Consider the following 25,155-nt stretch of genomic DNA (forward strand, 5'->3'; position numbering starts at 1 on the left):
GAAGTGACACGCGCGCCCGTGGCGCGCGTGTTTCATTTTGCGAAGAAATCCGCCAGCAGGTCAAAGACCAGCCGGATGCGGCGGCTGGTATGCAGTTCGCGATGGGTGGTCAGCCAGATCGGGAACCGCAGCGGCTCCATATCGGGAAGCACACGCTCCATACCCGGCGTGGCATTGCCCACCGGCTCGGACATGGGCGCGATGCCAAAGCCCTGCCGGGCAAACTCCCACGCGACGATGCCGTTCTGCGACCCCAGCCGGAAGTTTTCTTCCGTGAGGTGCAGGCCGATCGGTTCGAAATAGGCGATCATCTGGGCTGTGTCGCCGAAACTGATGAACTCGTGCCGGGACAAGTCTGACAGTGATTTGGGACGTCCAGCGCGGTTCAGGTAGGCGGAGGCGGCATAGAAATGCCCGTCAGCCTGTTGCACCAGTTTTGCGATCAGGTCTGGCTGGTCGGGGCGGACATGGCGGATGGCGATATCCGCCTCGCGCCGCATCAGATCGCGGATGTCGTTCGCGGCGATCACGTCGATCCGCAGTTTCGGAGCCTGCGCGCGGATCTCGCGCAGCAGATCCGGCAGGATATAGGCCGACATCACGTCGCTTGCGGTGATCCGCACCTGCCCCTCGATCGACTGCGCCTGACCGGACGCCGCCAGCGCAATGCGATCTGCAGCTGCGCCCATGGTCCGTGTGTGCTCCAACAGCTCGATCCCGGCGGTGGTGATTTGAAGTGACCGGCCGACCCGCTCGAACAGCATCACGCCCAGGTCGGATTCAAGCGCGGCGATCTGGCGGCTGAGGGTCGGTTGTGTCTGGTCCAATCGTCGTGCCGCCGCCGAAAGCGAGCCGGTCTCGGCCGTGGCCAGAAAGGCGCGGATATGGTTCCAGTCGAATTTGCGCGGATCATCCATGCATGAATGTATAAAGATTCTGCGAATTTCGGCAATTCACCTTTGAAACGCGTATCACTACCTTGCGCTCAAAGGAGAGCCGACATGACCGCCACAGCCAAATTCTGGGATGGTATCGCCGAGAAATACGCGAAATCCCCGATCCGGGACATGGAGTCCTACGAGCACACGTTGCAACGCACGGTGTCCTATTTGAAGCCGACCGATCAGGTGCTGGAACTGGGCTGCGGAACGGGGCGCACCGCGCTTCGGCTGTCCCGCCATGCGGCTACGATCACGGCGAGCGATGTCTCTCCAGGCATGTTGGCCGTGGGTCAGAGGCTGGCCCAAGAGGAGCAGATCGAAAACGTCGTCTTTGTCGAGGCAGACGCGAACCGCCCCCCGAATGGGACTTTTGATGTGGTAATGGCGTTCAATCTGCTACACCTGATCCGGGATCTCGACGCGACGCTGGCCGGGGTTCATGAGGTGTTGAAACCCGGCGGCCTGTTCATTTCAAAAACGCCGTGTCTTGCCCAAGGTGGTTTGGGGTTCAAGTTCGGCTTGCTGAAGCTGCTGCTGCCGGTCATGCAGCTTTTGGGCAAGGCGCCATTCGTCAGCCAGTTCGACATCAAGACGCTGGAAACGACCATTGAAAGGGCCGGGTTCGAGATCATCGAAAGCGGGAATTTCCCGGCGAAACCGCCCTCGCGCTATCTGGTGGCCCGCAAGCTGTGAAGCCAGCGCCGCATCGGCAGGCAACTTCCGCGTTGGGCTTTGCGGGATTGGGCAGTAAACAGGGCCAGAAGCAAAATGAGGAGGCTGCAATGGGATTGAATGTCTACCTGTCGGGCGAGATCCACACGGATTGGCGCGAACAGATCATCGAAGGCGCGCAAGGGCTGGACGTCACGTTCAACAGCCCCGTCACCGATCATGCGGCCAGCGACGATTGCGGCGTCGCCATTCTGGGGGCCGAGCCGAACAAGTATTGGCACGACCACAAAGGCGCGATGGTCAACGCGATCCGTACCCGCAAGGGGATCGCCGATGCCGACGTCGTCGTGGTGCGGTTCGGCGACAAGTACAAGCAGTGGAACGCGGCCTTTGACGCGGGCTATGCTGCGGCCCTGGGCAAGTCGATCATCGTGTTGCACGGCCCCGACCATCAACATGCGCTGAAAGAGGTCGATGCCGCCGCATTGGCGGTGGCCGAGGAGCCCCGCCAGGTGGTCGAGATTCTGCGTTATGTGCTGACCGGGAAACTGCCCGGTTGATGGCACGGAATGCCGACGCCGCTTGTAAGGCGGCGACGGCGTGATCCCTTACCCGCGCGGAGGCGTGACCAGACCCTTTTGAACCGCGGGCCGGTCCAGGAACCGGTTCAGATAGGCGATGGTGTTGCGATGATCGTCCCAGCCGACCAACTCTTTGGCGTCATAGAAATCAAGGCCGCGCAGCCACGGGGCCAAAGCGATATCGGCAATTGAGTACTCACCGGCGATCCAGTCCTGCCCGTGCAACTGGGTCTCGACGACATTCAGCAGCCGTTTGGCCTCGTTGATATACCGCTCGCGCGGGCGCGGGTCTTCGATCGCGCTGCCGGCGAACTTGTGGAAGTAACCCAGCTGCCCGAACATCGGACCCACGCCGCCCATCTGGAACATCAGCCATTGCGTGATCCGATACTTGTCGGCCGTGTTCTGGCCGAGGAACTTGCCGGTTTTCTCGGCCAGGTACAGCAGGATCGCACCACTTTCGAACAGCGCCAGGGGCTGTCCGTCCGGGCCGTCAGGATCGATGATCGCCGGAATCTTGTTGTTTGGGTTCAGCGACAGAAACTCGGGGCTTTTGACGTCGGCGTCTGACAGGGTGACCTTGTGCGCCTCGTAGGGCAGGCCTGTTTCTTCGAGCATGATGGACACCTTCACGCCGTTCGGCGTCGGGAAGGAATAGAGTTGGATCCGCTCCGGCGAATGCGGGGGCCATTTGGTCATGATCGGGAAGGTGGCGGTGTCCAGCATGGCAATCTCCTTGTTCGGGTACTATTGCAAGCTAGGCATTCAGGGGCGGATTGTTAGATGGCGGTCTGTGCAACCCCGGGCAGCGACTGTTTGCTGAAGCACAGCGGGGAAATCCGGGACATTTCAAACCTAGACCTGTGCGGTTTTATCGCCCAATGTTGCGGAAACCCCGCGCAAAAGTCGCGGGTTTGTTGCTGTTGGAAAGGAGACGCCCGTGGATGAGGTCGTGACGCAGGTAGGGGCATTTGCCCCATTGATCATGAGCGCGGTCAAAGCCCTGATCGTTCTTGTTATCGGCTGGATAGCCGCTGGCATGATCGCAGGGATCGTTCGCCGCCGAATTAATTCGACCCCGCAAATCGATCCGACTTTGGGGAATTTCGTTGCCAGCACCGTCAAATGGGTGATCCTGGCCATTGTTCTGGTTGCTGTGCTTGGCATCTTCGGGATCGAAGCGACGAGTATCGTTGCCATTCTGGGTGCCGCTTCGCTGGCCATCGGCCTTGCGCTGCAGGGCACGCTCAGCGATCTTGCCGCAGGTGTGATGCTGGTGGTTTTCCGGCCATACAGGCTGGGTCAGTTCGTGGATATCGGTGGAACAGCCGGCACGGTGAAGGACCTGAACCTGTTCACGACCGAACTGGTCACGCCCGACAATGTGCAGATCATCGTTCCCAACGGTCAGGCCTGGGGGTCGATTATCACCAACTACTCGGCCCACGACACGCGGCGTGTCGATCTGGTGTTCGGGATCGACTATGGCGACAGTGCGGATGCGGCCATGAAGATCATTTTGGATGTGGCCAAGGCGGACAAGCGCATACACTCGGACCCCGAGCCTTGGGTGCGTGTGACCAACTTGGGAGACAGCTCGGTAGATCTGACCGCGCGGTTGTGGTGCGCGGCCGCCGACTATTGGGACGTCAAGTTCGATCTGACCAAGGCCGTCAAGGAGGCCTTTGACAGCAAGGGCATTTCGATTCCCTACCCGCACTCGGTGGAAATCCACAAAGAGGGCTGAATGCTCCCGCCCGTCCGTCGGGCATTGGAAATGCCCTTCTCCGGTTGGGCCAAGCGCCGCGCAGATGCGCGGCGCTGTTGCGTTTCGATCAGGCCTTGACGACCATTGCGGGCGAAACCACGTCGATCCCCAGTGCCTTGCCTACGGCATAGTAGGTCAACTGGCCGGCATGCACGTTGAGGCCCGCCAGAAGGTGGGGATCGTCCTGACATGCCTGCTTCCAGCCCTTGTCGGCCAGCGCCAGCATGAACGGCATTGTTGCGTTCCCCAGCGCGATGGTCGAAGTCCGTGCCACCGCACCCGGCATATTGGCCACGCAGTAGTGCATGATGCCATCCACCTCATAGATCGGATCCGCGTGTGTCGTTGCCTTGGAGGTTTCGAAGCAGCCGCCCTGGTCGATGGCAACGTCGACAAGCACGGCGCCCGGCTTCATGGTCGACAATTGCTCGCGGGTGATCAGTTTCGGGGCGGCCGCGCCCGGGATCAGAACGGCCCCGATCACCATATCCGCCGACTGGATCAGCTCGGCCGTAGCACCGGCGGTCGAGTACTGGTTCTTGAACCGGCCACCGAAGACGTCGTCCAGATAACGAAGGCGCGGCAGCGAACGGTCCAGAACGGTCACATCAGCGCCCATGCCCGCCGCCACCTGAGCCGCATGCGTGCCGACAACGCCGCCACCGATCACGACAACCTTGGCCGGGCCCACACCAGGGACGCCGCCCATCAGAACGCCGCGCCCGCCATTGGCTTTTTGCAGGGTCCACGAACCCACTTGCGGGGCCAGACGCCCTGCGACTTCGGACATCGGGGCAAGCAGCGGCAGACCACCGTTGGAATCAGTTACCGTTTCATAGGCGATCGCCGTGCAGCCCGAGGCCAGCAGATCGTGGGTTTGCTCAGGGTCGGGCGCAAGGTGCAGGTAGGTGAACAGCAGCTGGCCTTCGCGCAGCATCTTGCGCTCGACCGCTTGCGGTTCCTTGACCTTGACTATCATGTCGGCGGTCGCGAACACCTCTTCCGCGGTGTCCACGATGCGCGCGCCTGCGGCGACATAGGCGTCGTTGTCAAATCCTGAACCCAGCCCGGCGCCGGTTTCGATGATGACCTCGTGACCACGGGCAACCGCTTCCTGCGCGGCGTTGGGGGTCATGCCTACGCGGAATTCCTGCGGTTTGATTTCCTTTGGGCATCCGATTTTCATGGGGCTCTCCATTCATAAACTGCACAAATTATGTGCAGAAAGCGGTGCAATTTCTGTGAAACTCGGTGCGCAACTGCGCTAATATGTGGGAAATTTTTCGATGGAATGAGAAAATCTTGCAACGGATGTGCGTGAATGTCACTTGATGCGACTGACCGAAAGATTCTGGCGGCCCTTCAGCGCAAGGGGCGTATGTCGAACGCGGAACTGTCAGAGCAGGTCAACCTGTCGCCCTCTGCCTGCCATCGCCGGGTCCAGCGGCTTGAGGCGGAAGGCTATATCCGGGACTATGTCGCGCTGTTGAATGCGCGCAAACTGGGGGTGCCGACAACCGTATTCGTCGAGATCACCTTGCAGGGTCAGGCCGAGGAGGTGCTGGAGGCCTTCGAGCGGGCGGTCCGGCGCATTCCGGACGTTCTGGAGTGCCACCTGATGGCCGGGTCGGCCGATTATGTCCTGAAGGTGGTTGCCGAAAACACCGAGGATTTTGCGCGCATCCACCGCCAGTATCTGTCGCGCCTGCCCGGAGTTGCGCAAATGCAAAGCTCGTTCGCCCTGCGGACCGTTTTCAAGACGACAGCACTGCCTGTCTGACCCTGGTGCGGCAGTCTTGCCGATGCGGTTGTATCTGCCGTTGAGCCGGTTCAATATTGGCTTTCGGGGCGGGAAACAGGTCGGCATGACATTGGCCGGTTACACGTACCCGATATGGTCCGAGACTGTTGAGAGATAAGGAGCAGGCCCTTGGCTGAAGAATATGAGAACACAGTCGACGATTGGCTGGAAGCCGAGTTGCAGGACACACTGGACGAGGATTTTGAGATTGAGTTCAGCGAACCCATGCTGTCGATGGAGGTCCGCAAGATCTATCGCGAACAGCATCCTGAAATGCTGGATCGCAAGGTCTATTTCCGCAACCTGTTGCGCCTGCAGGCCGAGCTGATCAAGGTTCAGGACTGGGTGCAGCATACCGGCGCCAAGGTTTGCATCCTGTTCGAAGGGCGCGACAGCGCTGGAAAGGGCGGGGTAATCAAGCGGATCACCCAGCGGCTGGACCCGCGGGTTGCACGCGTCGTCGCTTTGCCCGCCCCCAGCCGGCGCGAGCAGAGCCAGTGGTATTTTCAACGCTATGTGCCGCATTTGCCGGCGGCGGGTGAGATCGTTCTGTTCGACCGGTCGTGGTACAACCGGGCGGGCGTTGAACGGGTGATGGGCTTCGCCACCGAAGCCCAGGTCGAGCAGTTCTTTCAGGACGTTCCCGAATTCGAGCGCATGTTGGTTCGGTCGGGAATCATTTTGTTGAAATACTGGTTCTCGATCACGGACGAAGAACAACAGCTGCGCTTTCTGATGCGAATCCATGATCCGATGAAGCAGTGGAAACTGTCACCGATGGACCTGGAATCGCGCATCCGCTGGGAAGACTATACCAAGGCCAAGGAAGACATGCTGTTCCGAACCAACATTCCCGAGGCCCCTTGGTACATTGTCGAAGGCAACGACAAAAAGCGGGAAAGGTTGAACTGCATGGAGCACATTCTGACCAAGATTCCGTACGAAGAGGTGCCCCACGAAAAGGTCACTCTGCCGGATCGGAAATACAATCCCGAGTATGAACGGCGGGTTCTGCCGGACGAATTGTACGTGCCCAAGATCTACTGAAACGACAAACCCCCGGGCGATGCCACGGGGGTCGTCAAATAGTGTCATCCAAAGCTGGACGAGGAAGATCTTAGAGCAGACCTTCGCGCTGGGCTTTCTTGCGTGCCAGTTTACGGGCACGGCGGATCGCTTCAGCTTTCTCGCGCGCTTTTTTCTCGGAGGGTTTCTCGAAATGTTGCTTCAGCTTCATTTCACGGAACACGCCTTCGCGCTGCAGCTTTTTCTTCAGGGCACGAAGCGCCTGATCGACATTGTTGTCGCGAACACTAACCTGCATGTGGTTGTCACCACCTTTCTAGATAGAGTTGCAAGGAAATTGCAGGAGTTGGCCGTATAGCAAAGCGGACCTAACTTGTCTAGTACTGGGCCCAACAGTCGGAGGACCGCCATGACCGTGACCTATGAAGATGCAAAACAGCAATTGCTGGACGCAATTCTGACCCATGTTCCTTTTGATGGTTGGTCCGAAGAGAGCTTTCGCGCGGCCATTGCCGACTGCGATCTGGACGAAGGGCTGGCCCGGGTCATCTGCCCGCGGGGCGCCGTGGATCTGGCGCTCGCGTTTCACGCCCGCGGGGACGCCGAGATGCTTGAACGGCTGAAGTCCGAGGACCTGAGCGATCTGAAGTTCCGCGACAGGATTGCCGCCGCAGTGCGCTTCCGCCTGCAGGCTGTCCCCGACAGGGAGGCGGTGCGCCGAGGCGTGACTTTGTTTTCATTGCCGTCATATGCAGCAGATGGGGCCAAGGCGGTCTGGGGCACCTGTGACCTGATCTGGGATGCGCTGGGCGACACTTCGGATGATGTCAACTGGTACACCAAACGCGCGACACTGTCGGGTGTGTATTCCTCGACCCTGTTGTTCTGGTTGGGCGATGACAGCCCGGACCACCAGCGGACATGGGAATTCCTGGATCGCCGCATTGCGGATGTGATGCAGTTCGAGAAGCTCAAGGCGCAGGTCAACAACAACCCGCTGTTCAAACCTTTTCTTGCGGTTCCCAACTGGCTGGCAAGTCAGGTTCGGGCGCCAGTCAGTATGCGGGCCGATCTGCCGGGTCTTCTGAACCCGCGCAAGTAACCGCCTCTTGTTGCTGGGCCTTTCCCGATTCGCCTGATACCCATTGCGCAAAGGAGTTTTGCCAATGCCCCAGATGATGCGCGCCATTGAGATCACCACGCCCGGAGGTCCGGACGTTCTCAAGTTGACGGAACGCCCCATGCCCGAGCCGGGTCACGGTCAGGTTGTCTTGAAAGTGGCCTATGCCGGCGTCAACCGCCCCGACGCTCTGCAGCGGGCCGGGGCCTATGATCCGCCGCCGGGGGCCAGCGACCTTCCCGGGCTCGAGGCTTCGGGCGAGGTGGTGGCCATCGGGTCCGGGGTCTCTGGGTTGGCACTGGGGGATCAGGTCTGTGCGTTGTTGCCTGGCGGCGGGTATGCAGAATACGTGGCGACACCGGCGGTGCACTGCCTGCCTGTGCCCTCGGACCTGAGCCTGAAACAGGCCGCCTGCCTGCCCGAAACCTTCTTTACTGTCTGGTCCAACGTGTTCACTCGTGGCGGGCTGAAGGCTGGCGAACGGTTCCTTGTACATGGGGGATCGAGCGGGATCGGTACCACGGCCATTCAGCTGGCCAACGCTTTCGGAGCCCGGGTCTTCGTGACGGCCGGTTCGGATGAGAAATGCCAGGCCTGTCTGGACCTGGGGGCCGAGAGGGCAATCAACTACAAGACCGAGGATTTTGTTGCTGCCATGCGGGCCGAAGGTGGGGCGGATCTGATTCTCGACATGGTTGGCGGCGATTACATCCCTCGCAACGTCAAGGCGCTGGCCGAGGACGGCAGGCTGGTTCAGATCGCGTTTCTGCAAGGACCCGTCGTCGAGTTGAACTTTGCGCTGATGATGGTCAAACGCCTGACCCTGACCGGCAGCACGCTGCGGCCACAGAGCGATCAGGCGAAAGCGCGCATCGCGCAGGATCTGCATGAGGCGGTCTGGCCGCTGCTTGAGGCTGGAAAAGTTGCCCCGGTCATGGACAGCGAATTTGATCTGGCCGATGCCGCCGCTGCGCATGCCCGCATGGAAAGCTCCGGCCACATTGGCAAGATCGTCTTGAAAGTATCAGGCTAGGCACGTCGGCGCGGGGGTTGTTCCGCGCTCTGCTCAGGCGATGGCGCGTCTGTACAGGTGCCATGTTGCGTGCCCCAAGACAGGCATTACGACGATCAGCCCCAAAAGCAGCGGGATCGCGCCAAGAACCAACAGCGCGGCGACGATGAAGCCCCAGGTCAGGATCACGGTCGGATTGTGCCGCAGGACCTGGACCGAGGTGACCACGGCCACAGGCAGGCCGATCTTGCGGTCAAGAAGCAACGGGAAGCTGACAACGCTGACGGCCAAGGCCACCAGAGCAAACAGGAACCCAACCGCCGATCCGATGATGATCATGGTCCAGCCGGGGCCGGTGGTCAGAGCCTGTGTCAGAAATTGGCCCAGCGTCTCTGGCGGCTGCGGACCCAGTGTTTCGACATAGATGCCGTGTGCCACCATCAGCCAGACCAGCAAAAGCATGACAAGGTAAAAGGCCAGTGCCAGTATGGCGCCGAACGAGGGGGATCGGAAAATACCCAGCGCGTCCAGCCAGTGAACCTCCTGCCCCTGTTCCCGCCTGCGGCTGATCTCATACAAGCCCAAAGCAGCCACTGGACCGATAAGCGCAAACCCGGCCACCAGAGGAGCCAGAAGCGGCACCATGTTGGCCTGCATGGCGAATCCGAACATCAAAAGCCCCGCGATCGGGTAGATCAGAACGATGAAAATGGCATCGGCCCGTATCGCCAGAAAGTCTTGGTATCCGGCGCGCAGGCACTCTCGCAAGTCTTGCAGCGTCAGCGTTTGAACCGTCGGCAGATGCTGGGTGTCAGCGCTGCCGATGCCGGTTACGTTTTCAGCGATGTGATCGCTGGTCGCGCCGAGTTGTTGCGCGGTCCAACTGATCGGGTTTCCGATTGTCTTTGCCATTGTCATCCCTTTCCTTGGCACAGGTGCGCCGCAGGATGCATCCGGCGAAAAGTTGCCCGTGGCCGGATGACCCGGCAACGCCTGACCCTAGTGTACCACAGTTTTTTCCAATCCTGGTTCACCCTTGTGAGATCGCCCGATTGCCCTGCGGCGCCGAAGTGATAGCTTGGATCCAGGCAAAAGGAGGTCAGCATGCAGAAAACGGCGCGTACCGTAGTCATTCACGAAACCGGCGGCCCCGAGGTGCTGAAGATCGAGGATAGACCGTTGGGTGACCCGGGACCGGGCGAAGTTCGGATCCGCCATCACGCCTGCGGTCTGAATTTTATTGATGTCTACCAGAGGACCGGTCTGTATCCGATGGAACTGCCGCACGCGCTGGGAATGGAAGCTGCTGGGGTGATCGAGGCAGTCGGTGAGGGCGTGACCCATCTGAAACCGGGCCAGCGGGCGGCCTATGCCGCGGTGCCGGCCGGTGCTTATTGCGAAGCGCGGGTGATGCCCGCGTCACAGGTGTGCCCTTTGCCTGGCGGCATCTCATTCGAGACCGCGGCGGCCATGATGCTCAAGGGCTTGACGGTTGAATACTTGTTTCACCGCACCACGCCGCTGAAACGTGGTGATACGGTTCTGTTCCATGCCGCCGCCGGGGGTGTCGGCCTGATCGCGTGCCAGTGGGCCAAATCCGAAGGCATCAAGCTGATCGGCACGGCCGGGACCGACGACAAGTGCCGTTTGGCCCAGTTCAACGGCGCCACACACTGCATCAACTACCGGACCGAGGATTTTGCGTCCCGCGTGGCCGAGATTACCGGCGGCAAAGGGGTCGATGCGGTTATGGACTCTGTCGGTGCCGATACGTTCGAAGGGTCGCTGGACTGCCTCAAGCCATTGGGGATGATGATTTCCTTCGGCAATGCGTCGGGACCGGTGCCACCGTTCAACATCGGCATTCTTGGGCAGAAAGGGTCGTTGAAGATCACCCGGCCGACGCTGTTCACCCATATTGCGGACCATTCCGCGTGTCAGGCCATGGCCCGGCGGCTGTTCGGCAAGGTGGCCGGCGCCGAGGTCAAGATTCACATCGATCAACGCTTTGAACTGGATCAGGTCGCCGAGGCGCACCGCGCACTGGAGGCGCGGCAGACAACCGGAAGCACAATCCTGGTGCCATGAAAAAGGCCCGGCACGCCGTGCCGGGCCCGTTCGATTCTGCGCGAGGGATCAGAAGCGGTATGCCGCCCGGATCTGGAACGTGGTTGCATCCACGTCGACACCGGTCGAGTTGAAATTGTCGAACTCGTGGTACAGCAGCTCGCCCGCGATGCTGACGTTCGGCGCGACGATCTGTTCATAGCCGGCGCCGATGAACCAACCATCGTCGCTGCCCAGCGTGTCGGTTCCCGCATCGGCGTAACCGGCGACACCGTACAGCAGCCCCTGCGGGTTGACCTTGTAGCCGGCGCGGGCTTTCAGCCGCCAGACGTCTTCGACCGTTGCCGCACCCGAAAGGTCGACATCAGACCAGTCATAGTCAAAGCCGCCGCCTACAACCCAGTCGCCCAGATCATAGTCGTAACCAAGGATGAGACCGCCGATGGCGCCGTCTCCGTCCACACCGGACAGGCTGGTGCCGATATCCGCGTAGCCGACCTGCGCACCTGCATAGAATCCGGTCCAATCGCCCGAGGACTGCGCCATGGCGGTGCCGGCTGCAAAAGTTGCAACGGTGGTCAAAAGTGCCAGTTTGCTCGTCATCTTGCTATCCTTTCGTTGGAAGTTATCTGCCTCGGCCTTTCGTTGGCCTGAAGGTTTGTATTGATCATTATGTTCCGGTCGGTGGACCGGATCATTGGTTTTTCGCTGTTATTCCGACCCGGATTTCCGCAAGGTCTGCGGCTTGCCGCCCTTTTGGAGTGTTGTTCTGATCAGATAGGTTCGGGGTCGTGGGGCTTCAAATCACGATCGGCGGCAGAGGCATTCTGCCGCCGATCCTTGCCGCCAGTTCAGCAGATTATTGCTGCAGTTCGGCCGGATCCTTGTCGGCGATCGTTTCCCAGTTGACGCTGGCTTTTTCGATGAAGCCGGGGATGTCGCCTTCCCAACGCTGCTGGATGTCTTCCGACAGGTTGAGGTACAATTTGTTGTCCACGATTTTCCAGTAGGTCGGATCGCCGTCAAACTTGAACCCCATGGCCGCTCCGAAGGCACAGTAGCCGCCGTAGGCGGGCAGGTAGGCCTCGGGATTGGCTTCGAACGCGGCCTTGTTCTCTTCGGTGGCAAAACGGTACAGCGCATCGTTGTGCAACGCCGTGATCTTGTAGCTGCCTTTGGTCGGCTCGCCTTCGGTGAAATAGGCAACAGGGTCGTAACCCTGCATCGCCAGGCCGGTCGACGAGGCGTTGATTTCCACGCCGGCCGCCAGGGCCGAGCTTGCGATTGCCACGGACAGCGCCACGCCGCCCAACAGGGATTTGATCTTGTTCATGGTTCCACCTTTCGTGATCGGGGCTGCCCGGCATGTCCAAGCGCGGGCGTTCCAGCACCGAAATTGCGTTTCGTGCACCCGGTAATTGAGCGTCACGGAAACTGAGGTGGGAAAGGCCGCGATCACGTTCAAAGCAATCAAACGTGAATGTGCGGAAATGCCAAGCGGTCTGTTCGCCTGCGCAGGTCGGTCCGCGGTTCAGCTGTCGGGTACCAGGGCAAGAACAAAGCGTACGACCTTGGCGGCAGGCATCTCGCAGGGGCGCAGCAAAGCGCCGCTCTGATCCGTCAGGTACAGGTTCATACTGATGTAGTCTGCGCCACCCCGTTCATGGGCGACCAGCTTGTGCGATTTGCCGCCCGCCATCGCCAGCCGCGTGACCGAGTAGCTTCGACCGTTTGCGGTTCCGGTGAAGGAACCCGCCGGCAAGGCAAAGAATGCGTCCAAAAAGTCGGTCGGCGCGGTCACGATTTCCCGATCTTGGGCTCTGTTCCCGCCTTGATGCGGGCCAGATTCTCGCGGTGGCGCCAGTAAATCAGCAGCGTCAGAACGACGCCCAACAAAAAGGTCGACCCGTCCGTCAGGATCATCACCCATGTTGTCGACAGGGCTGCCGCGGCCAGCGCGCCGAGGGATGAGATCCGCCAGATCGCAGCAGCGACCAGCCATGTCAGACAGCACGCAACGCCCACCCGCCAGTCCAGCGCCAGCCACAGGCCCAGGAAAGTTGCCACGCCCTTGCCGCCCTTGAAGCTCAGCCAGACCGGGTAGCAATGGCCGACAAAAGCCGCCAGCGCCGCGACCTGGGCGGCATCGTCGCCGGCCAGTGCCCGGGCCAGCAGGACCGCGACCGCGCCTTTGCCGGCGTCGAACAGAAGGGTCAGTGCCGCCGCCGCCTTGCTGCCGGTGCGCAACACGTTGGTGGCACCGATATTGCCGGATCCGATCTGGCGCAGGTTGCCCAGCCCCATCACCCGCGCAACGATCATGCCATAGGGCACCGACCCCATCAGGTATCCGATCGCGGCCCAGATAATCAGTTGGGTCGTCGTGCTGTCGAAAACGGGCATCAGGGTCTCCGGAAAATTTCTTTGCCTGCAACGTAGGTTGCGGTGACCTTACCCTGCATCCGCTGTCCGTCAAACGGGGTGTTCTGCGATTTCGATTTCAGCGTGAACCGGTCCAGCACGAAGGGCACATTCGGGTCGAACAGAACCAGATCGGCCGGGGCGCCTGCGCTGAGGCGGCCGCAGTCCAGCCCCAGTCGTTTCGCCGGATTCAGGGTCATGGCGCGGAACAGCGTCGGCAGGTCCAGTTGATCGGCATGATACAGGCGCAGTGCGGCCGGCAGCAGGGTTTCCAACGCAACTGCGCCCGAGGCCGCCTCTTCGAACGGGAGGCGTTTGCTTTCCTCGTCCTGCGGCGTGTGCATCGAGCTGATCGTGTCGATCAGGCCGGAGCGCACGGCCTCGATCACCGCCTGCCGGTCATCCTCGGATCGCAGCGGCGGCTTGACCTTGAAGAAGGTGCGATAGTCGGCCACGTCCAGCTCGTTCAGCGTCAGGTGATGGATCGAGGTGCCGGCGGTGATGTCCAGCCCGTTGCGCTTGGCCCGTTCCAGTGCGGGCAGGGCGCGGGCCGTGGTGATCTGGTCGGCGTGATAGGCTGCGCCGGTCATTTCCAGCAAGGCGATGTCGCGGTCCAGCCCCATACGCTCGGCCATGGGCGAAACGGCGGGCAGACCACGCAGGGCGGCGAACTTGCCGCTTGTGGCGGCAGCACCGTGGCTCAGGCCCGGGTCCTGCGGGTGGGCGATGACAAGCGCGCCGCAGGCCCGGGCATAGGTCAGCGCGCGCGAGAACACCTTGGTGTCCGTCACCACATGGTCGCAGTCGGTGAAAGCCACCGCGCCCGCATCCATCAGAAACCCGATTTCGGTCATCTCGCGCCCGTCGCGGCCCTTGGTCAGGGCGGCCATGGTCAGCACGTTGACGGGCGTGTCGGCCTGGGCGCGGCGGGTGACGAACTCGAGCGTTTCCGGCGTGTCGATCGCAGGCAGGGTGTCGGGGCGGGTGACCATTGTGGTCACGCCCCCGGCCGCAGCGGCAAGGCCCGCGGATTTGTAGCTTTCCTTGTGCCGCTCGCCCGGCTCGCAGACCTTGACGCCGATATCGACGATGCCGGGGGCCAGACACTGACCACCGCAATCGATCACCTGCGCGTCCGACTCGGGAGCTGGACCGTCGCCGCTGGCCAAGATGCGCCCGTCGGCCACGTGCAGCCAACCCAGCGCGTCGGTTCCGGCTTCGGGGTCGATCAGGCGGGCGTTGGTGAAGATCAGCTTGGTCATGCCATTGCCCTTTCAATCGCGGCTTTGATGGCGGCCGGGTCGGCCTGGTACTTGATCAGGTGCTTGTCGCCGCCTTTGGTGACGATCTGCACGAAGCTGCCCATGATATTCACGGCCGCGATCTGGTTCAGCGGCACGCTGCGTCCGCCGGGTCCGGTCAGGGTGGTGTCGGTCATCTGCCAGTTGGCCACCAGTTCCTCCGAGGCAAGGTACCACGCTCGGACGCCCACCGCCGCCAGACCGGCCGGGGCGCCGGTCCAGACATAGGGATTTCCGATCAGCCACAGCACGAGCATCGCCCCCGCCATCGCGCCCGCGGCCAGCCACGCGTTGGTGCGGACATAAGCGCCCTTGTTCGGCGCAAAGATCACAGGATCAGCCACAGAGCACCTCCGATGACCAGCAGGATGATCAAGGCAAGCAAGGCCGATCCCGTCCGGCGGGGTTGCTCGCTCGAAACCGGGTTCGGCGCGGCCGAGTATGGCCGCGCGCTTTCGGTCTCGATGGTGCCGCCGCTCCAATTCGTGGCCTCTTCGGTGTAAAGGCCGATCAGGCGCAGACGCGGATCGGGGTTCAATTTGGCCGCGCGTCCGCCCAGGGCCGCGCTGCGCAGCACCAGAACCCAGCCATCGACCGACTCCAGCTTGGCCCGGTCCAACTGGTCCTCGGACACGCCGCAGCCCTCGCTGAGATAGCCGTAGAGGCCCAGATCCTCGAGGTCGGACGCCGGAAACACGTCGATCTGCTCGGGGTCCAGCCCTGAGACGCCCAGAACCTGATCCGCCGCGCCGGGTTCGCGCAGGAACTTCGCCTCTTCGGGGCGCATGTCCAGCGCGAACAGGCGGATCACGCCGCGCTCGCCAGCGGATAGGGTCAGATCGCTCATGTCGCCTCCTTCAGGTTGCGGGCCAGCAACTCCATCGCGGCCATGCGCACGGCGACGCCCATCTCGACCTGTTCCTGGATGACCGAGCGGTTGATGTCGTCGGCCAGCGTGCCGTCGATCTCGACGCCGCGGTTCATCGGGCCGGGATGCATCACGATGGCGTCCGGCTTGGCCAGCGCCAGCTTGGCGGCGTCCAGGCCATAGCGGTGGTAGTATTCCCGTTCCGACGGGATGAACCCGCCGTCCATCCGCTCTTTCTGAAGGCGCAGCATCATTACAACGTCCACGTCGCGCAGGCCCTCGGTCATGTCGTCATAGATCTCGGCCCCGAATTCGGCGAATTGCGCGGGCACCAGCGTCGGCGGGCCGATCAGACGGATGCGGTTTTCCATCTTGCCCAGCAGGATCAGGTTCGACCGCGCCACGCGGGAATGGGCGACATCCCCGCAGATCGCCACGTTCAACCGGTGCAGCCGCCCCTTGGCCCGGCGGATGGTCAGCGCATCCAGCAGCGCCTGCGTTGGGTGTTCGTGCCGCCCGTCGCCGGCGTTCAGCACCGCGCAGTTGACCTTCTGCGCCAGCAGGTCGACCGCGCCCGAATGCGGATGCCGCACCACCAGAAGGTCGGGATGCATCGCGTTCAGCGTCATCGCCGTGTCGATCAGGGTCTCGCCCTTTTTGATCGAGCTGGCCTGCATCGCCATGTTCATCACATCTGCGCCCAGACGCTTGCCCGCCAGTTCGAAACTGGCCTGCGTGCGGGTCGAGTTTTCGAAGAACATGTTGATCTGGGTCAGCCCCGCCAAAACGTCCGAGTGCTTGGCCGATTGCCGATTCAGATCGACGTATTTTTCGGCCAGGTCCAGAATGGCGGTGATGTCGGATTGGGACAGATGCTCGATGCCAAGAAGGTGACGATGGGCGAAACGCATGGGCCGGGCTCCTGTCTGACAGTCGCGCCGCTTATAGAAAGCGCAGCGCCTCGGGGCAACTGGAGTCAGTTCTCATCGGGCAGTTTCTCGCATCCGCCTTCGGGCAGGCAATGCTCGCCGGGTCTGCACCACTTGCCGTATCCGCAATCGACGGCCTTTCTGGGCACGCAGCCCTGATTGGCCGAGCATTTGAACCCGGTGCGGCACTGCGATCCGGTCTCTTCGCACAGGTACCAGCCCGGGCGCGTGCAGCCGCCGCCCGGCAGGCAGGTCGAACCGGGTGCGCAGGTCCGCCCGTCGTCGCAGGGCGTTGCCGGTTGTGGAGAGGGGTCGAAGTCGGGCGAACTGCGCTCGCATTCGCCGCGCGCGTTGCAGAAGGACCCGCTGGGGCAATCCAGCCGCGAGGCGCATTTGTTCGCGCCCGCGGGCGCGCATCTGGTGCCTCCGGCCACGCATTTCTCGAACGGCCCGCAGGACCTCCCGCCGCCGCAATAGGTGCCCCCGGCCTGAATGCAGAACCCGTCATAGCTGCAGCGTTGGCCGACCGAGCAGCATTTCAGACCGCACTGAAACTGGCCCCCACGGCATTGTCCTTGATTGTTGAGAAACGACTGTGCCTCCGACCCGCCGGGCAGCAGGGCGAACAGAGTGATCAGCAGAAGGCCCAGGGTTCGCGTCATGACGGGGACCATCGTCGGCCCGGCAATGCGCCAAGGCAAGGCCAATTTGCTTTCCCTTCCCGCAAAGCTGAGTAGATTGATGGGCATGGAATCGGCCCTTGACCCCTACACCGCGCGTGCCCTGCTGGAATGGCAGGTTGAGCTGGGCGTAGCCGACGCGATCGTCGACACCCCGGTCGATCGCTATGCCCTGCCGGACACGGCGCCCAAGGCGCGGAAACCTGCCGCGCCTCAAGCCGCGCCGCAGAAGCCGGTTGCGCTGGACCCGGTGGCCGAGGCGAAAAAGGCGGCCGCGGCCGCATCGTCTCTGGATCAGCTGCGCGCGGCGATGGAGGCGTTCGCTCATTGCGACCTGAAGCGCGGCGCGCGGCACCTGGTCTTTGCCGATGGCACCGCCGGCGCGCCTGTCATGATCGTCGGCGAGGCTCCGGGCCGTGATGAGGACCGCGTGGGCAAGCCGTTCGTCGGCCGCGCCGGGCAGCTTCTGGATCGGATGCTGGCCGCGATAGACTTGGACCGCGCCCAGAACGTCTACATCACCAATGTTCTGCCGTGGCGTCCGCCGCAGAACAGGGACCCGCGGCCGGACGAGATCGCGATGATGCAGCCGTTTTTGGAACGGCACGTGGCCCTGTCCAAGCCAAAGGTCCTGGTGGTAATGGGCAACATCAGCTGCCAGGCGGTTCTGAACAAGCGCGGCATCACACGTCTGCGCGGGCAGTGGGATCAGGCGCTGAATCTGCCGGTTCTGCCTATGCTGCACCCCGCCTATCTGCTGCGCCAGCCCCATGCCAAGCGCCAGGCCTGGGCCGATCTATTGGATCTGCGCGCATATCTGGAGAACAAGGGATGAAGGTTCTGGCTTTTTCCGACCTGCACATGGCTCGCAATCGGGCTGCTGAACTGGTGGCAGCCAGCGTCGAAGCTGACCTCGTGATCGGCGCGGGTGATTACTGCAACATGCGTCAGGGGCTGGACGAGGCGATGGATATGCTTTCCGGCATATCCGCGCCGATGGTTCTGGTTCCCGGCAACGCCGAAAGCGCGGAGGAACTGGCGGCGGCCGTGCCGGACGGCGTGCATGTGCTGCACGGAACAGGCATGACCGTGGACGGGCTGCGCCTGTTCGGACTTGGCTATGGCGTACCGGTCACGCCATTTGGTGACTGGTCCTGCGACCTGACCGAAGCCGAGGCCGCAGAGCTGCTCAATCGCTGCGCGTCGGCGGACATCCTGATCACGCATGCCCCGCCCAAGGGCAAAGGCGATCGGACCTCGCAGGGGCAATCGATAGGATCGACTGCGGTGCGCGACGCGGTGGAACGGGTTCAACCAGACTTTGCTCTGTGCGGTCATATCCACGACAGCTGGGGCTATCGCGGCGAGATCGGTCGCACCCGGATCGCAAATCTGGGGCCCAAAGTGAATTGGTTCGAGGTCGATCCATGATCGAATACGCAACTCTGTTGACCTTCATCCCAGCCGCCATCGCGCTGAACATGACGCCGGGGGCTGACATGATGTTCTGTTTCGGGCTTGGACTGCGGTCCGGTGCTCGATCCGCCATCGTGGCCAGCGCCGGCGTTTCGACGGGTCTGATGGTTCATGTTCTGCTGGCTGGGCTGGGACTTGGCGCGGCGGTCGCGGCTATGCCTTGGCTGTTCGACGTCATTCGCTGGCTGGGTGTGGCCTACCTGCTGTATCTGGCCTGGGGCACCATCCGGAACGGTGCGGTCCGGACTGACGCTCCAATGAAGCCGTCGGGCCATGCCTTTCGCGAGGGGATGCTGGTCAACATGACGAATCCCAAGATCATTCTGTTTGTTCTGGCCTTCATCCCGCAATTCGTCTCGCCGGCCAACGGATCGGTTCTGGCCCAGTTTCTGCTGCTGGGCGCGATCATCGCTCTGGGCGGGTTCGTCGTGAATGCCCTGGTGGGGTCATTTGCCGGCGGCGCCGGGCGAGCGCTGATTTCAAGCCCGCGGGCGTCGCGAATTCTCGGCTGGGTCAGTGGCGGCGTGTTCGTCGCGCTGGCGGCCCGGCTGGCCATCATGGAAAGAGCCTGACACGATATGTCCCGAATTGATGAAACCATGGAATTCATCCCCATCCGCATCGCTGTTCTGACCGTATCGGACACGCGGTCACTGGCCGAAGATCGTTCGGGCCAAACATTGGTCGACCGGATCGAGCGTGCGGGGCACACCGTGGCCGACCGCAAGATCATTCAGGACGAGCGTGCCCAGATCGCCGAGCAGTTGCGGGCGTGGGTCGCCGACCCCGCGATTGACGTGGTGATCTCGACCGGCGGTACCGGCTTGACCGGGCGTGATGTCACCGTCGAGGCGCATCGCGATGTCTACGAAAAGGAAATCGAGGCTTTTGGCACCGTCTTCACCCTGATTTCGATGGAGAAGATCGGAACCTCGGCAGTACAGTCGCGGGCCACAGGTGGCGTCGCTGGCGGAACCTATCTGTTTGCGCTGCCGGGCAGCCCGGGGGCCTGCAAGGATGCCTGGGACGGCATTTTGGAAAAACAGCTGGATTATCGCCACCGGCCCTGCAATTTCGTGGAAATCATGCCCAGATTGGACGAACATCTGCGACGGAAGTAGACTGGTCGTACGTTTAACGGCTCATAACCGCCTTGTGGGTTGGTATTTTTTCCGGCCCGGCTACCTATTTATAGACGGCGTCCCGTTGCAACCGGAGTGAAAGATCTATGCGATTTCTGCGGCAGAGCCTCATCGGTGTCTTTCTGGCATCCCTGATGCTTGCGCTGTTGATTGTCGCGGCGCAGATGATCACCGGCGCAGTGCAAGAGGTCATGACCCGCGACAACAAACCCCCGCAGGCGCGCGAACGCGTGTTCGCCGTCACGGTTCAGAAGGCCGAGCCACAAACCGCCACCCCCTACCTGGAGGCATTCGGCGAAGTTCAAAGCCGCAGGCGTCTGGAATTGCGGGCGGCGCTGGGTGGCCGTGTCATCGGGCTGGCGGAAAATTTCGAGGATGGTGGGGTTGTGCGCACAGGCGAAGTTCTGGTCGAGCTGGACCCGGCCGATGCGCAGGCGGCGCTGGACCGTGCGCGGTCGGACCTGCTGGATGCCCAGTTCGAGGAACGCGATGCTGAACGCGCTCTGCTTTTGGCGCAGGATGAGTTGAAGGCCGCCGAATCCCAATCGGATCTGCGGGAACGGGCCCTGCAGCGCCAGAAGGATTTGCTGGACCGTGGTGTGGGCGCGACCGCCAGCGTTGAAGAGGCCGAATTGGCCGCGGCCTCGGCCCGGCAAACCGTGTTGTCGCGCCGTATCGCTTTGGCGCAGGCCGAGTCCCGCGTCGATCAGGCGACAACGTTGCTGGCGCGGGCACGTATCGCTTTGGAATCGGCCGAACGCGATCTGGAGGACATGACCATCCGCGCCCGGTTCGACGGGACGCTGACTGGTGTCACGCTGGTTGAAGGGCGCCTGGTCACGGCCAATGAAAAGCTGGCCGAACTGGTCGACCCGTTTGCGCTGGAGGTCGCGTTCCGCGTTTCGACCGCGCAATACGTGCGGTTGCTGGACGATCAGGGCAAGCTGATCCCGGCACCGGTGACCATCTCGCTTGAGGTGACGGGCACGGACCTGAGCGCCACCGGTCGGATCAGCCGCGACAGCGGGTCGGCCGGCGAGGGCCAGACCGGCCGGTTGATCTATGCCCGGCTTGATGCCGCGCCGGGGTTCAAGCCCGGCGATTTCGTGACCGTTTCGGTCGAGGAACAGCCGCTGGATAATGTCGTGCGTCTCCCGTCTTCGGTTCTGGATGCGCAAGGCACCGTGCTGGTGCTGGGCGACGACGACCGGCTGGAAACGCTCCCGGTCGAGCTGGTGCGCCGGCAAGGGGACGAAGTTCTGCTGCGCGGCGCCGGGCTGGAAGGGCGCGAAGTCGTGGTCGGTCGGACCCCGCTGCTGGGGTCGGGGGTCCGCGTGCGCCCGGTTCGCATCGAAGACAGCGCCGCGGTCGAGCCGGACATGGTCGAGCTGACGGACGAGCACCGCGCGCGGTTGGTGGCGCAGGTCGAGGCCAGCGACCGCATGTCCCAGGACGCCAAGACCCGTGTTCTTGCTCAGTTGAGCGAGGCGAAGGTGCCGTCGTCTCTGTTGCGGCGGCTTGAAAACCGGGCCGGGGGATAGGCGCCATGATGCGCGAGATCCCGGGCGCGGCCAGCGGCATCCTCAGCTATTTCACGCGTCACCGGACCATTGCCAACCTTCTGCTGGTGGTCATGCTGGTCCTTGGCGCGGCTTCGGCGCCGAACATGCGGGCGCAGTTCTTTCCGGACGTGATCCTGGAACGGGTCAATGTCAACGTCGAATGGGATGGTGCGGGGCCCGAGGATGTGGACAACGGGATTGTCCAGATCCTTGAACCTGCATTGCTGGCGGTCGAAGGCGTTGCCAGCACCGAGTCGACCTCCCGTGAAGGATCGGCCCGCATCGCGCTGGAATTTGAACCCAACTGGGACATGAGCCGCGCCGTCGAAGAAGTGCGCACCGCGGTCGACAGCGTGACCAACCTGCCGGAGGATGCCGAAGAACCGTCCATCCGGCGTGCCGCTTGGCGAGACCGGGTAACGGATGTTGTCCTCACCGGCCCGATCGAGACCGGGCAGCTGGCCAAATTCACAGATGAGTTAATCAATCGGCTGTTCGCTGCCGGTGTGACGCGGACCACGATCCGCGGCCTTGCGGCCCCACGCATCGTGGTCGAGGTTCCCACCGCGCAGTTGATCGCCAACGACATCACCCTGTCCGAGATCGCCTCGGCGGTTGCGGCCGAGGTCACGGCCAATCCGGCCGGGGACGTGACCGGCGCAAACGCCCGGATCCGCACCGGTGTCGAAAAGCGCACCCCGGAAGAGATCGAGCGCATCGCTTTGCGCACCTATCCGGACGGGTCCAAGCTGGTGGTCGGCGATGTCGCGCAGATCCGGGTCGAGGGCGTTACCCGCAATCGCAGCTATTTCGTGGGCGAAAATCCGGCCATGTCCGTCCGGGTGGACCGGTCGAACCTGGGTGATGCGATCGACATTCAGCACACGGTCGAGGATGTGGTGGCCGAGATGCAGGCGAGCCTGCCGGATGGTATCTCGGTCGAGCTGATCCGTACCCGGGCGCAGGCCATTACCGACCGGTTGGACATTCTGATCGACAACGGGCTGGTCGGGCTGGGCTTGGTGGTGTGCCTTCTGTTCCTGTTCTTGAATGCGCGCATCGCATTCTGGGTCGCGGCCGGTATCCCGGTTGCGATGTCGGCGGCCATCGCCTTCATGTATATCGGCGGGCTGTCAATCAACATGGTCTCGTTGTTCGGCCTTATCATCACGCTGGGTATCGTAGTGGATGATGCGATCGTGGTGGGGGAACACGCCGATTTCCGGGCCCGCCGTCTGGGCGAGCCACCGGTCGTTGCCGCCGAGCGCGCCGCCCGGCGCATGGCGATGCCGGTTTTTGCGGCCACGGTCACGACCGTGATCGCCTTTTTCGGTCTGACCGCCATTGGCGGACGGTTCGGAGAGCTGATCCGGGACATTCCCTTTACGGTGATCGCTGTACTGATCGCATCGTTGATCGAGTGTTTTCTGATCCTGCCGAACCACATGGCGCATGCTATCGCACATTCGGCCAAGGAACATTGGTATGACTGGCCCAACCGGGTTGTGAACCGGGGTTTTCGCTGGGTGCGCGACACTCTTTTCCGACCTTTGGTGGCGTGGGCAATCTGGGCGCGATACGTGGTCGTGGCCTTGATGATCGCCATTCTGGCCAGTCAGATAGCGCTGTTCATCAAGGGCGACGTCAATTGGCGGTTTTTCAACGCGCCCGAGCGAGGCTCGGTCACCGGCAATTTCATCATGGCCGAAGGCGCTACCCGCGCCGACACGATCGAAATGATGCACATTCTGCAGCGCGCCACGGAAGAGCTGGGTCGGATCTACGAAGAACGCCACGGTCGCAACCCGATCGACTATGTTCTGGCCGAGATCGGGGGGAGCGCCGGTTATGGTCTGTCCGCCGCCGATGGCAAGGATGGCGATTTGCTGGGCGGTATCTCTATCGAGCTGATCGATGCCGACCTGCGACCTTATTCCAGCTTTGAATTCGTGGGCGAGCTGCAGGAATTCGTGCCGCGCCATCCCAAGGTCGAATTGCTGACGTTCCGCGGCTGGCGCTCGGGTCCGGGTGGTGATGCCATCGACGTGCAGCTTTTCGGCGCGGACGTGAACACCCTGAAATCCGCGTCCGAGGCCCTGCAGGCGGAACTGTCGAAATACCCCGAGGTTTCAGCGCTGGAAGACAATCTGGCCTATGACAAGGAAGAGTACATTCTGGATCTGACGGCACAGGGCGAGGCGTTGGGCTTCCGCATCGAGACATTGGGCCGGGTTCTGCGTCACCGGCTGAACGGGATCGAGGCGGCGACATTCCCCGACGGTCCTCGCAGCGCCGAGATCCGGGTCGAACTGCCCGAAAGCGAGCTGACCGCCGATTTCCTCGAACACACGCTGATGCGTTCACCGGACGGGGTCTATGTCCCGCTGGCTGACATCGTCTCGGTCAAGCGCGAGTCGGGGTTCTCGACGGTGCGCCGGGAAAATGGCCTGCGGGTGATCGCAGTGAACGGGGACATTTCCGAGGATGACCCGGCCCAGGCCGCGGAAATCACCCGCGCCATGCGCGAGGAAATCCTGCCGGATATCGCCTCCGAGTATCAGGTCGAGTGGCGCATGGCCGGTCTGAGCGAACAGGAGGACGAGTTCCTGACCGAGGCGCGCACCGGCCTGATCCTGTGCCTGACCGGGATCTACCTTGTTCTGGCTTGGATCTTCGCCAGTTGGACAAGGCCGCTGGTGGTGATGGCGATCATTCCCTTTGGTCTGGTCGGCACCATTTGGGGGCATTACATCTGGGGCGTTCCCCTTAGCATGTTCACGGTCGTCGGCCTGTTGGGCATGACCGGGATCATCATCAATGACTCGATCGTTTTGATAACGACCATCGATGGGTATCAGCAGGATCGCGGGCTGGTGCCCTCGATCATAGAAGGCACTGCAGACCGGTTGCGTCCCGTGATGCTGACCACGCTGACGACGGTGATGGGGCTGGCCCCGTTGCTGTACGAAGGGTCGCAGCAGGCGCAATTCCTCAAACCCACGGTGATCACGCTGGTCTACGGGCTCGGGTTCGGCATGGTGCTGGTGCTGCTCCTGGTCCCCGCGTTGCTGGCGATCCTGAGTGATATTTCTCGCCCGATGACGGCGATGCGCCGCGCCTTGCGGGCGCCGGACAAGGTGGTTCGGGTCGCGGCCGCGGGGACGGGCGGGGCGATGATGCTCTGGCTGCTGGTCACCATGGTCTGGCCGGTTCTGGCCGGCGCGCCGCTGGGTGTGCTGTCCGGGCTGTACGGCGGCGAGGACGGTCTGGCGTTGCTGAGAATGGGGCTGGGAGCGTTCGCGGCCGGTGCGGTTGCCATTCTGGCCGTCAGCCTGATCGTGTCCGGGGCGCTTTATGTCAGGCTTTCATCCCGGGCCAGTGCCTGAGACAGAAGGTCGGGCACCCGGGCGCTCATGGCAAGGCCGCGGTCCAGCACCTGCCGGATTGGAAACCAACGCGCATCCTGCGCATCATCCGCTGCGACCGGAGTGCCGGATCCGAAGCGGCAGGACACGCCCACCAGCAAATAGTGGGCGGTGATCTGTCCGGCCGCATCCCGGACCAGCAGATCAAGGTTGCCCAGATACGCCTGCGGGGTTGCTTCGATACCGGTTTCTTCCATCAACTCGCGCGCGGCGGCCTGCAGGACGGTTTCGCCCCACTCCACATGGCCGCCCGGAAATCCCCAGAGACCGGCATCGGGGGCCTTGCTGCGTTGCACCAGCAGGACATGGCCCTGATCTATGACAACCGCCAGTGCGCCGATCCGGGGAACCTGCTGCATCCGC

Annotated in this window: 29 protein-coding genes; 14 read left to right on the forward strand and 15 right to left on the reverse strand. The window is 62.4% G+C overall.

Annotated features, from left to right (window positions below):
• Positions 1-32: 32 nt before the first annotated feature.
• Positions 33-917 carry a LysR family transcriptional regulator gene (locus ACR0NY_RS16295; protein ID WP_170369851.1) on the reverse strand — a complete coding sequence of 295 codons (885 nt, stop codon included), beginning with the start codon at positions 915-917 and terminating at the stop codon, positions 33-35.
• An 84-nt stretch (positions 918-1,001) separates the two neighbouring features.
• Here ACR0NY_RS16295 and ACR0NY_RS16300 point away from each other — a divergent pair, with 84 nt between their 5' ends.
• The gene (locus ACR0NY_RS16300; protein WP_170369849.1) at positions 1,002-1,634 is read left to right on the forward strand and encodes a class I SAM-dependent methyltransferase; all 633 of its coding nucleotides are present in this window, start codon (positions 1,002-1,004) and stop codon (positions 1,632-1,634) included.
• Between the two features lie 89 nt (positions 1,635-1,723).
• Positions 1,724-2,173, forward strand: coding sequence for a YtoQ family protein (locus ACR0NY_RS16305; RefSeq protein ID WP_170342319.1), 450 nt, complete (start codon positions 1,724-1,726; stop codon positions 2,171-2,173).
• A 48-nt stretch (positions 2,174-2,221) separates the two neighbouring features.
• On the opposite strand, the gene ACR0NY_RS16310 is transcribed toward ACR0NY_RS16305, so the two are convergent.
• Entirely contained in the window at positions 2,222-2,920 is a 699-nt protein-coding gene (locus ACR0NY_RS16310; RefSeq protein WP_170369847.1) for a glutathione S-transferase family protein, read from the reverse strand.
• A gap of 214 nt (positions 2,921-3,134) precedes the next feature.
• On the opposite strand from ACR0NY_RS16310, the gene ACR0NY_RS16315 reads away from it, so the two are divergent.
• Entirely contained in the window at positions 3,135-3,941 is an 807-nt protein-coding gene (locus tag ACR0NY_RS16315) for a mechanosensitive ion channel family protein (protein WP_170369845.1), read from the forward strand.
• Positions 3,942-4,029: 88 nt separating this feature from the next.
• Here ACR0NY_RS16315 and ald read toward each other — a convergent pair whose 3' ends face one another.
• Complete coding sequence (gene ald / locus ACR0NY_RS16320; RefSeq protein ID WP_170342313.1) at positions 4,030-5,148, reverse strand: alanine dehydrogenase; 1,119 nt, start codon at positions 5,146-5,148, stop codon at positions 4,030-4,032.
• Between the two features lie 135 nt (positions 5,149-5,283).
• Here ald and ACR0NY_RS16325 point away from each other — a divergent pair, with 135 nt between their 5' ends.
• Positions 5,284-5,742 carry an Lrp/AsnC family transcriptional regulator gene (locus ACR0NY_RS16325; protein WP_093963556.1) on the forward strand — a complete coding sequence of 153 codons (459 nt, stop codon included), beginning with the start codon at positions 5,284-5,286 and terminating at the stop codon, positions 5,740-5,742.
• Positions 5,743-5,892: 150 nt separating this feature from the next.
• Positions 5,893-6,810 carry a polyphosphate kinase 2 gene (gene ppk2 / locus ACR0NY_RS16330; protein WP_093963555.1) on the forward strand — a complete coding sequence of 306 codons (918 nt, stop codon included), beginning with the start codon at positions 5,893-5,895 and terminating at the stop codon, positions 6,808-6,810.
• Positions 6,811-6,880: 70 nt separating this feature from the next.
• Here ppk2 and rpsU read toward each other — a convergent pair whose 3' ends face one another.
• Positions 6,881-7,087, reverse strand: coding sequence for a 30S ribosomal protein S21 (gene rpsU, locus ACR0NY_RS16335; protein WP_005614280.1), 207 nt, complete (start codon positions 7,085-7,087; stop codon positions 6,881-6,883).
• 111 nt (positions 7,088-7,198) lie between these two features.
• Here rpsU and ACR0NY_RS16340 point away from each other — a divergent pair, with 111 nt between their 5' ends.
• Both ACR0NY_RS16340 and ACR0NY_RS16345 read left to right on the forward strand, forming a co-directional pair.
• On the forward strand, positions 7,199-7,891 hold the full coding sequence (locus ACR0NY_RS16340; protein WP_170369843.1) for a COQ9 family protein: 693 nt from the start codon (positions 7,199-7,201) through the stop codon (positions 7,889-7,891).
• A 64-nt stretch (positions 7,892-7,955) separates the two neighbouring features.
• Entirely contained in the window at positions 7,956-8,942 is a 987-nt protein-coding gene (locus ACR0NY_RS16345; protein WP_170342309.1) for an NAD(P)H-quinone oxidoreductase, read from the forward strand.
• 33 nt (positions 8,943-8,975) lie between these two features.
• Here the strand turns inward: ACR0NY_RS16345 and ACR0NY_RS16350 are convergent, their stop codons facing one another.
• Positions 8,976-9,833, reverse strand: coding sequence for a DUF2189 domain-containing protein (locus ACR0NY_RS16350; protein WP_170342307.1), 858 nt, complete (start codon positions 9,831-9,833; stop codon positions 8,976-8,978).
• 192 nt (positions 9,834-10,025) lie between these two features.
• Between ACR0NY_RS16350 and ACR0NY_RS16355 the strand changes: the two genes are divergently transcribed.
• Positions 10,026-11,009: a quinone oxidoreductase family protein gene (locus ACR0NY_RS16355; protein ID WP_170342305.1), complete on the forward strand. Its 984-nt coding sequence runs from the start codon at positions 10,026-10,028 to the stop codon at positions 11,007-11,009.
• Positions 11,010-11,057: 48 nt separating this feature from the next.
• On the opposite strand, the gene ACR0NY_RS16360 is transcribed toward ACR0NY_RS16355, so the two are convergent.
• The 9 genes from ACR0NY_RS16360 to ACR0NY_RS16400 all read right to left on the reverse strand — a co-directional run bounded on the left by ACR0NY_RS16360 (position 11,058) and on the right by ACR0NY_RS16400 (position 17,256).
• A complete protein-coding gene (locus tag ACR0NY_RS16360) occupies positions 11,058-11,591 on the reverse strand; it encodes an outer membrane protein (protein ID WP_093963551.1) in 534 nt (177 codons plus the stop codon).
• Positions 11,592-11,847: 256 nt separating this feature from the next.
• On the reverse strand, positions 11,848-12,321 hold the full coding sequence (locus tag ACR0NY_RS16365; protein WP_093963550.1) for a YHS domain-containing (seleno)protein: 474 nt from the start codon (positions 12,319-12,321) through the stop codon (positions 11,848-11,850).
• A 198-nt stretch (positions 12,322-12,519) separates the two neighbouring features.
• The gene (locus tag ACR0NY_RS16370) at positions 12,520-12,789 is read right to left on the reverse strand and encodes a hypothetical protein (RefSeq protein ID WP_170342303.1); all 270 of its coding nucleotides are present in this window, start codon (positions 12,787-12,789) and stop codon (positions 12,520-12,522) included.
• The gene (gene plsY / locus ACR0NY_RS16375; protein ID WP_093963548.1) at positions 12,786-13,391 is read right to left on the reverse strand and encodes a glycerol-3-phosphate 1-O-acyltransferase PlsY; all 606 of its coding nucleotides are present in this window, start codon (positions 13,389-13,391) and stop codon (positions 12,786-12,788) included. Before plsY ends, ACR0NY_RS16370 begins: the two co-directional genes overlap by 4 nt.
• Complete coding sequence (gene pyrC, locus ACR0NY_RS16380; RefSeq protein WP_170342301.1) at positions 13,391-14,671, reverse strand: dihydroorotase; 1,281 nt, start codon at positions 14,669-14,671, stop codon at positions 13,391-13,393. The genes plsY and pyrC overlap by 1 nt, the downstream gene beginning before the upstream one ends.
• Positions 14,668-15,054 carry a hypothetical protein gene (locus ACR0NY_RS16385; RefSeq protein WP_367646368.1) on the reverse strand — a complete coding sequence of 129 codons (387 nt, stop codon included), beginning with the start codon at positions 15,052-15,054 and terminating at the stop codon, positions 14,668-14,670. The genes pyrC and ACR0NY_RS16385 overlap by 4 nt, the downstream gene beginning before the upstream one ends.
• Complete coding sequence (locus ACR0NY_RS16390) at positions 15,039-15,557, reverse strand: hypothetical protein (RefSeq protein ID WP_170342299.1); 519 nt, start codon at positions 15,555-15,557, stop codon at positions 15,039-15,041. The genes ACR0NY_RS16385 and ACR0NY_RS16390 overlap by 16 nt, the downstream gene beginning before the upstream one ends.
• Positions 15,554-16,489 (reverse strand): aspartate carbamoyltransferase catalytic subunit, encoded by a 936-nt coding sequence (locus ACR0NY_RS16395; protein ID WP_170342298.1) that lies wholly within the window; start codon positions 16,487-16,489, stop codon positions 15,554-15,556. Before ACR0NY_RS16395 ends, ACR0NY_RS16390 begins: the two co-directional genes overlap by 4 nt.
• A gap of 65 nt (positions 16,490-16,554) precedes the next feature.
• Positions 16,555-17,256 (reverse strand): scavenger receptor class F, member 2, encoded by a 702-nt coding sequence (locus tag ACR0NY_RS16400; RefSeq protein WP_254432980.1) that lies wholly within the window; start codon positions 17,254-17,256, stop codon positions 16,555-16,557.
• Here ACR0NY_RS16400 and ACR0NY_RS16405 point away from each other — a divergent pair.
• From ACR0NY_RS16405 to ACR0NY_RS16430, 6 genes are all read left to right on the forward strand, one after another.
• Positions 17,255-18,022 (forward strand): uracil-DNA glycosylase, encoded by a 768-nt coding sequence (locus ACR0NY_RS16405; protein ID WP_170369840.1) that lies wholly within the window; start codon positions 17,255-17,257, stop codon positions 18,020-18,022. The two genes, ACR0NY_RS16400 and ACR0NY_RS16405, sit on opposite strands and share 2 nt — an antisense overlap.
• Entirely contained in the window at positions 18,019-18,618 is a 600-nt protein-coding gene (locus tag ACR0NY_RS16410; RefSeq protein ID WP_170342294.1) for a metallophosphoesterase family protein, read from the forward strand. Before ACR0NY_RS16405 ends, ACR0NY_RS16410 begins: the two co-directional genes overlap by 4 nt.
• Positions 18,615-19,235, forward strand: a complete 621-nt coding sequence (locus tag ACR0NY_RS16415; protein WP_170342292.1) for a LysE family translocator — start codon at positions 18,615-18,617, stop codon at positions 19,233-19,235. Before ACR0NY_RS16410 ends, ACR0NY_RS16415 begins: the two co-directional genes overlap by 4 nt.
• A 6-nt stretch (positions 19,236-19,241) precedes the next feature.
• Positions 19,242-19,784 carry a molybdenum cofactor biosynthesis protein B gene (moaB, locus tag ACR0NY_RS16420; RefSeq protein WP_170342290.1) on the forward strand — a complete coding sequence of 181 codons (543 nt, stop codon included), beginning with the start codon at positions 19,242-19,244 and terminating at the stop codon, positions 19,782-19,784.
• Between the two features lie 107 nt (positions 19,785-19,891).
• Complete coding sequence (locus ACR0NY_RS16425; RefSeq protein WP_170342289.1) at positions 19,892-21,346, forward strand: efflux RND transporter periplasmic adaptor subunit; 1,455 nt, start codon at positions 19,892-19,894, stop codon at positions 21,344-21,346.
• Between the two features lie 5 nt (positions 21,347-21,351).
• A complete protein-coding gene (locus ACR0NY_RS16430; protein WP_170369838.1) occupies positions 21,352-24,753 on the forward strand; it encodes an efflux RND transporter permease subunit in 3,402 nt (1,133 codons plus the stop codon).
• On the opposite strand, the gene ACR0NY_RS16435 is transcribed toward ACR0NY_RS16430, so the two are convergent.
• Positions 24,720-25,151: an NUDIX hydrolase gene (locus ACR0NY_RS16435; protein ID WP_170369836.1), complete on the reverse strand. Its 432-nt coding sequence runs from the start codon at positions 25,149-25,151 to the stop codon at positions 24,720-24,722. The genes ACR0NY_RS16430 and ACR0NY_RS16435 overlap by 34 nt on opposite strands.
• Positions 25,152-25,155 lie beyond the last annotated feature (4 nt).

The sequence above is a fragment of the Ruegeria sp. BJ5 genome, assembly GCF_056537865.1.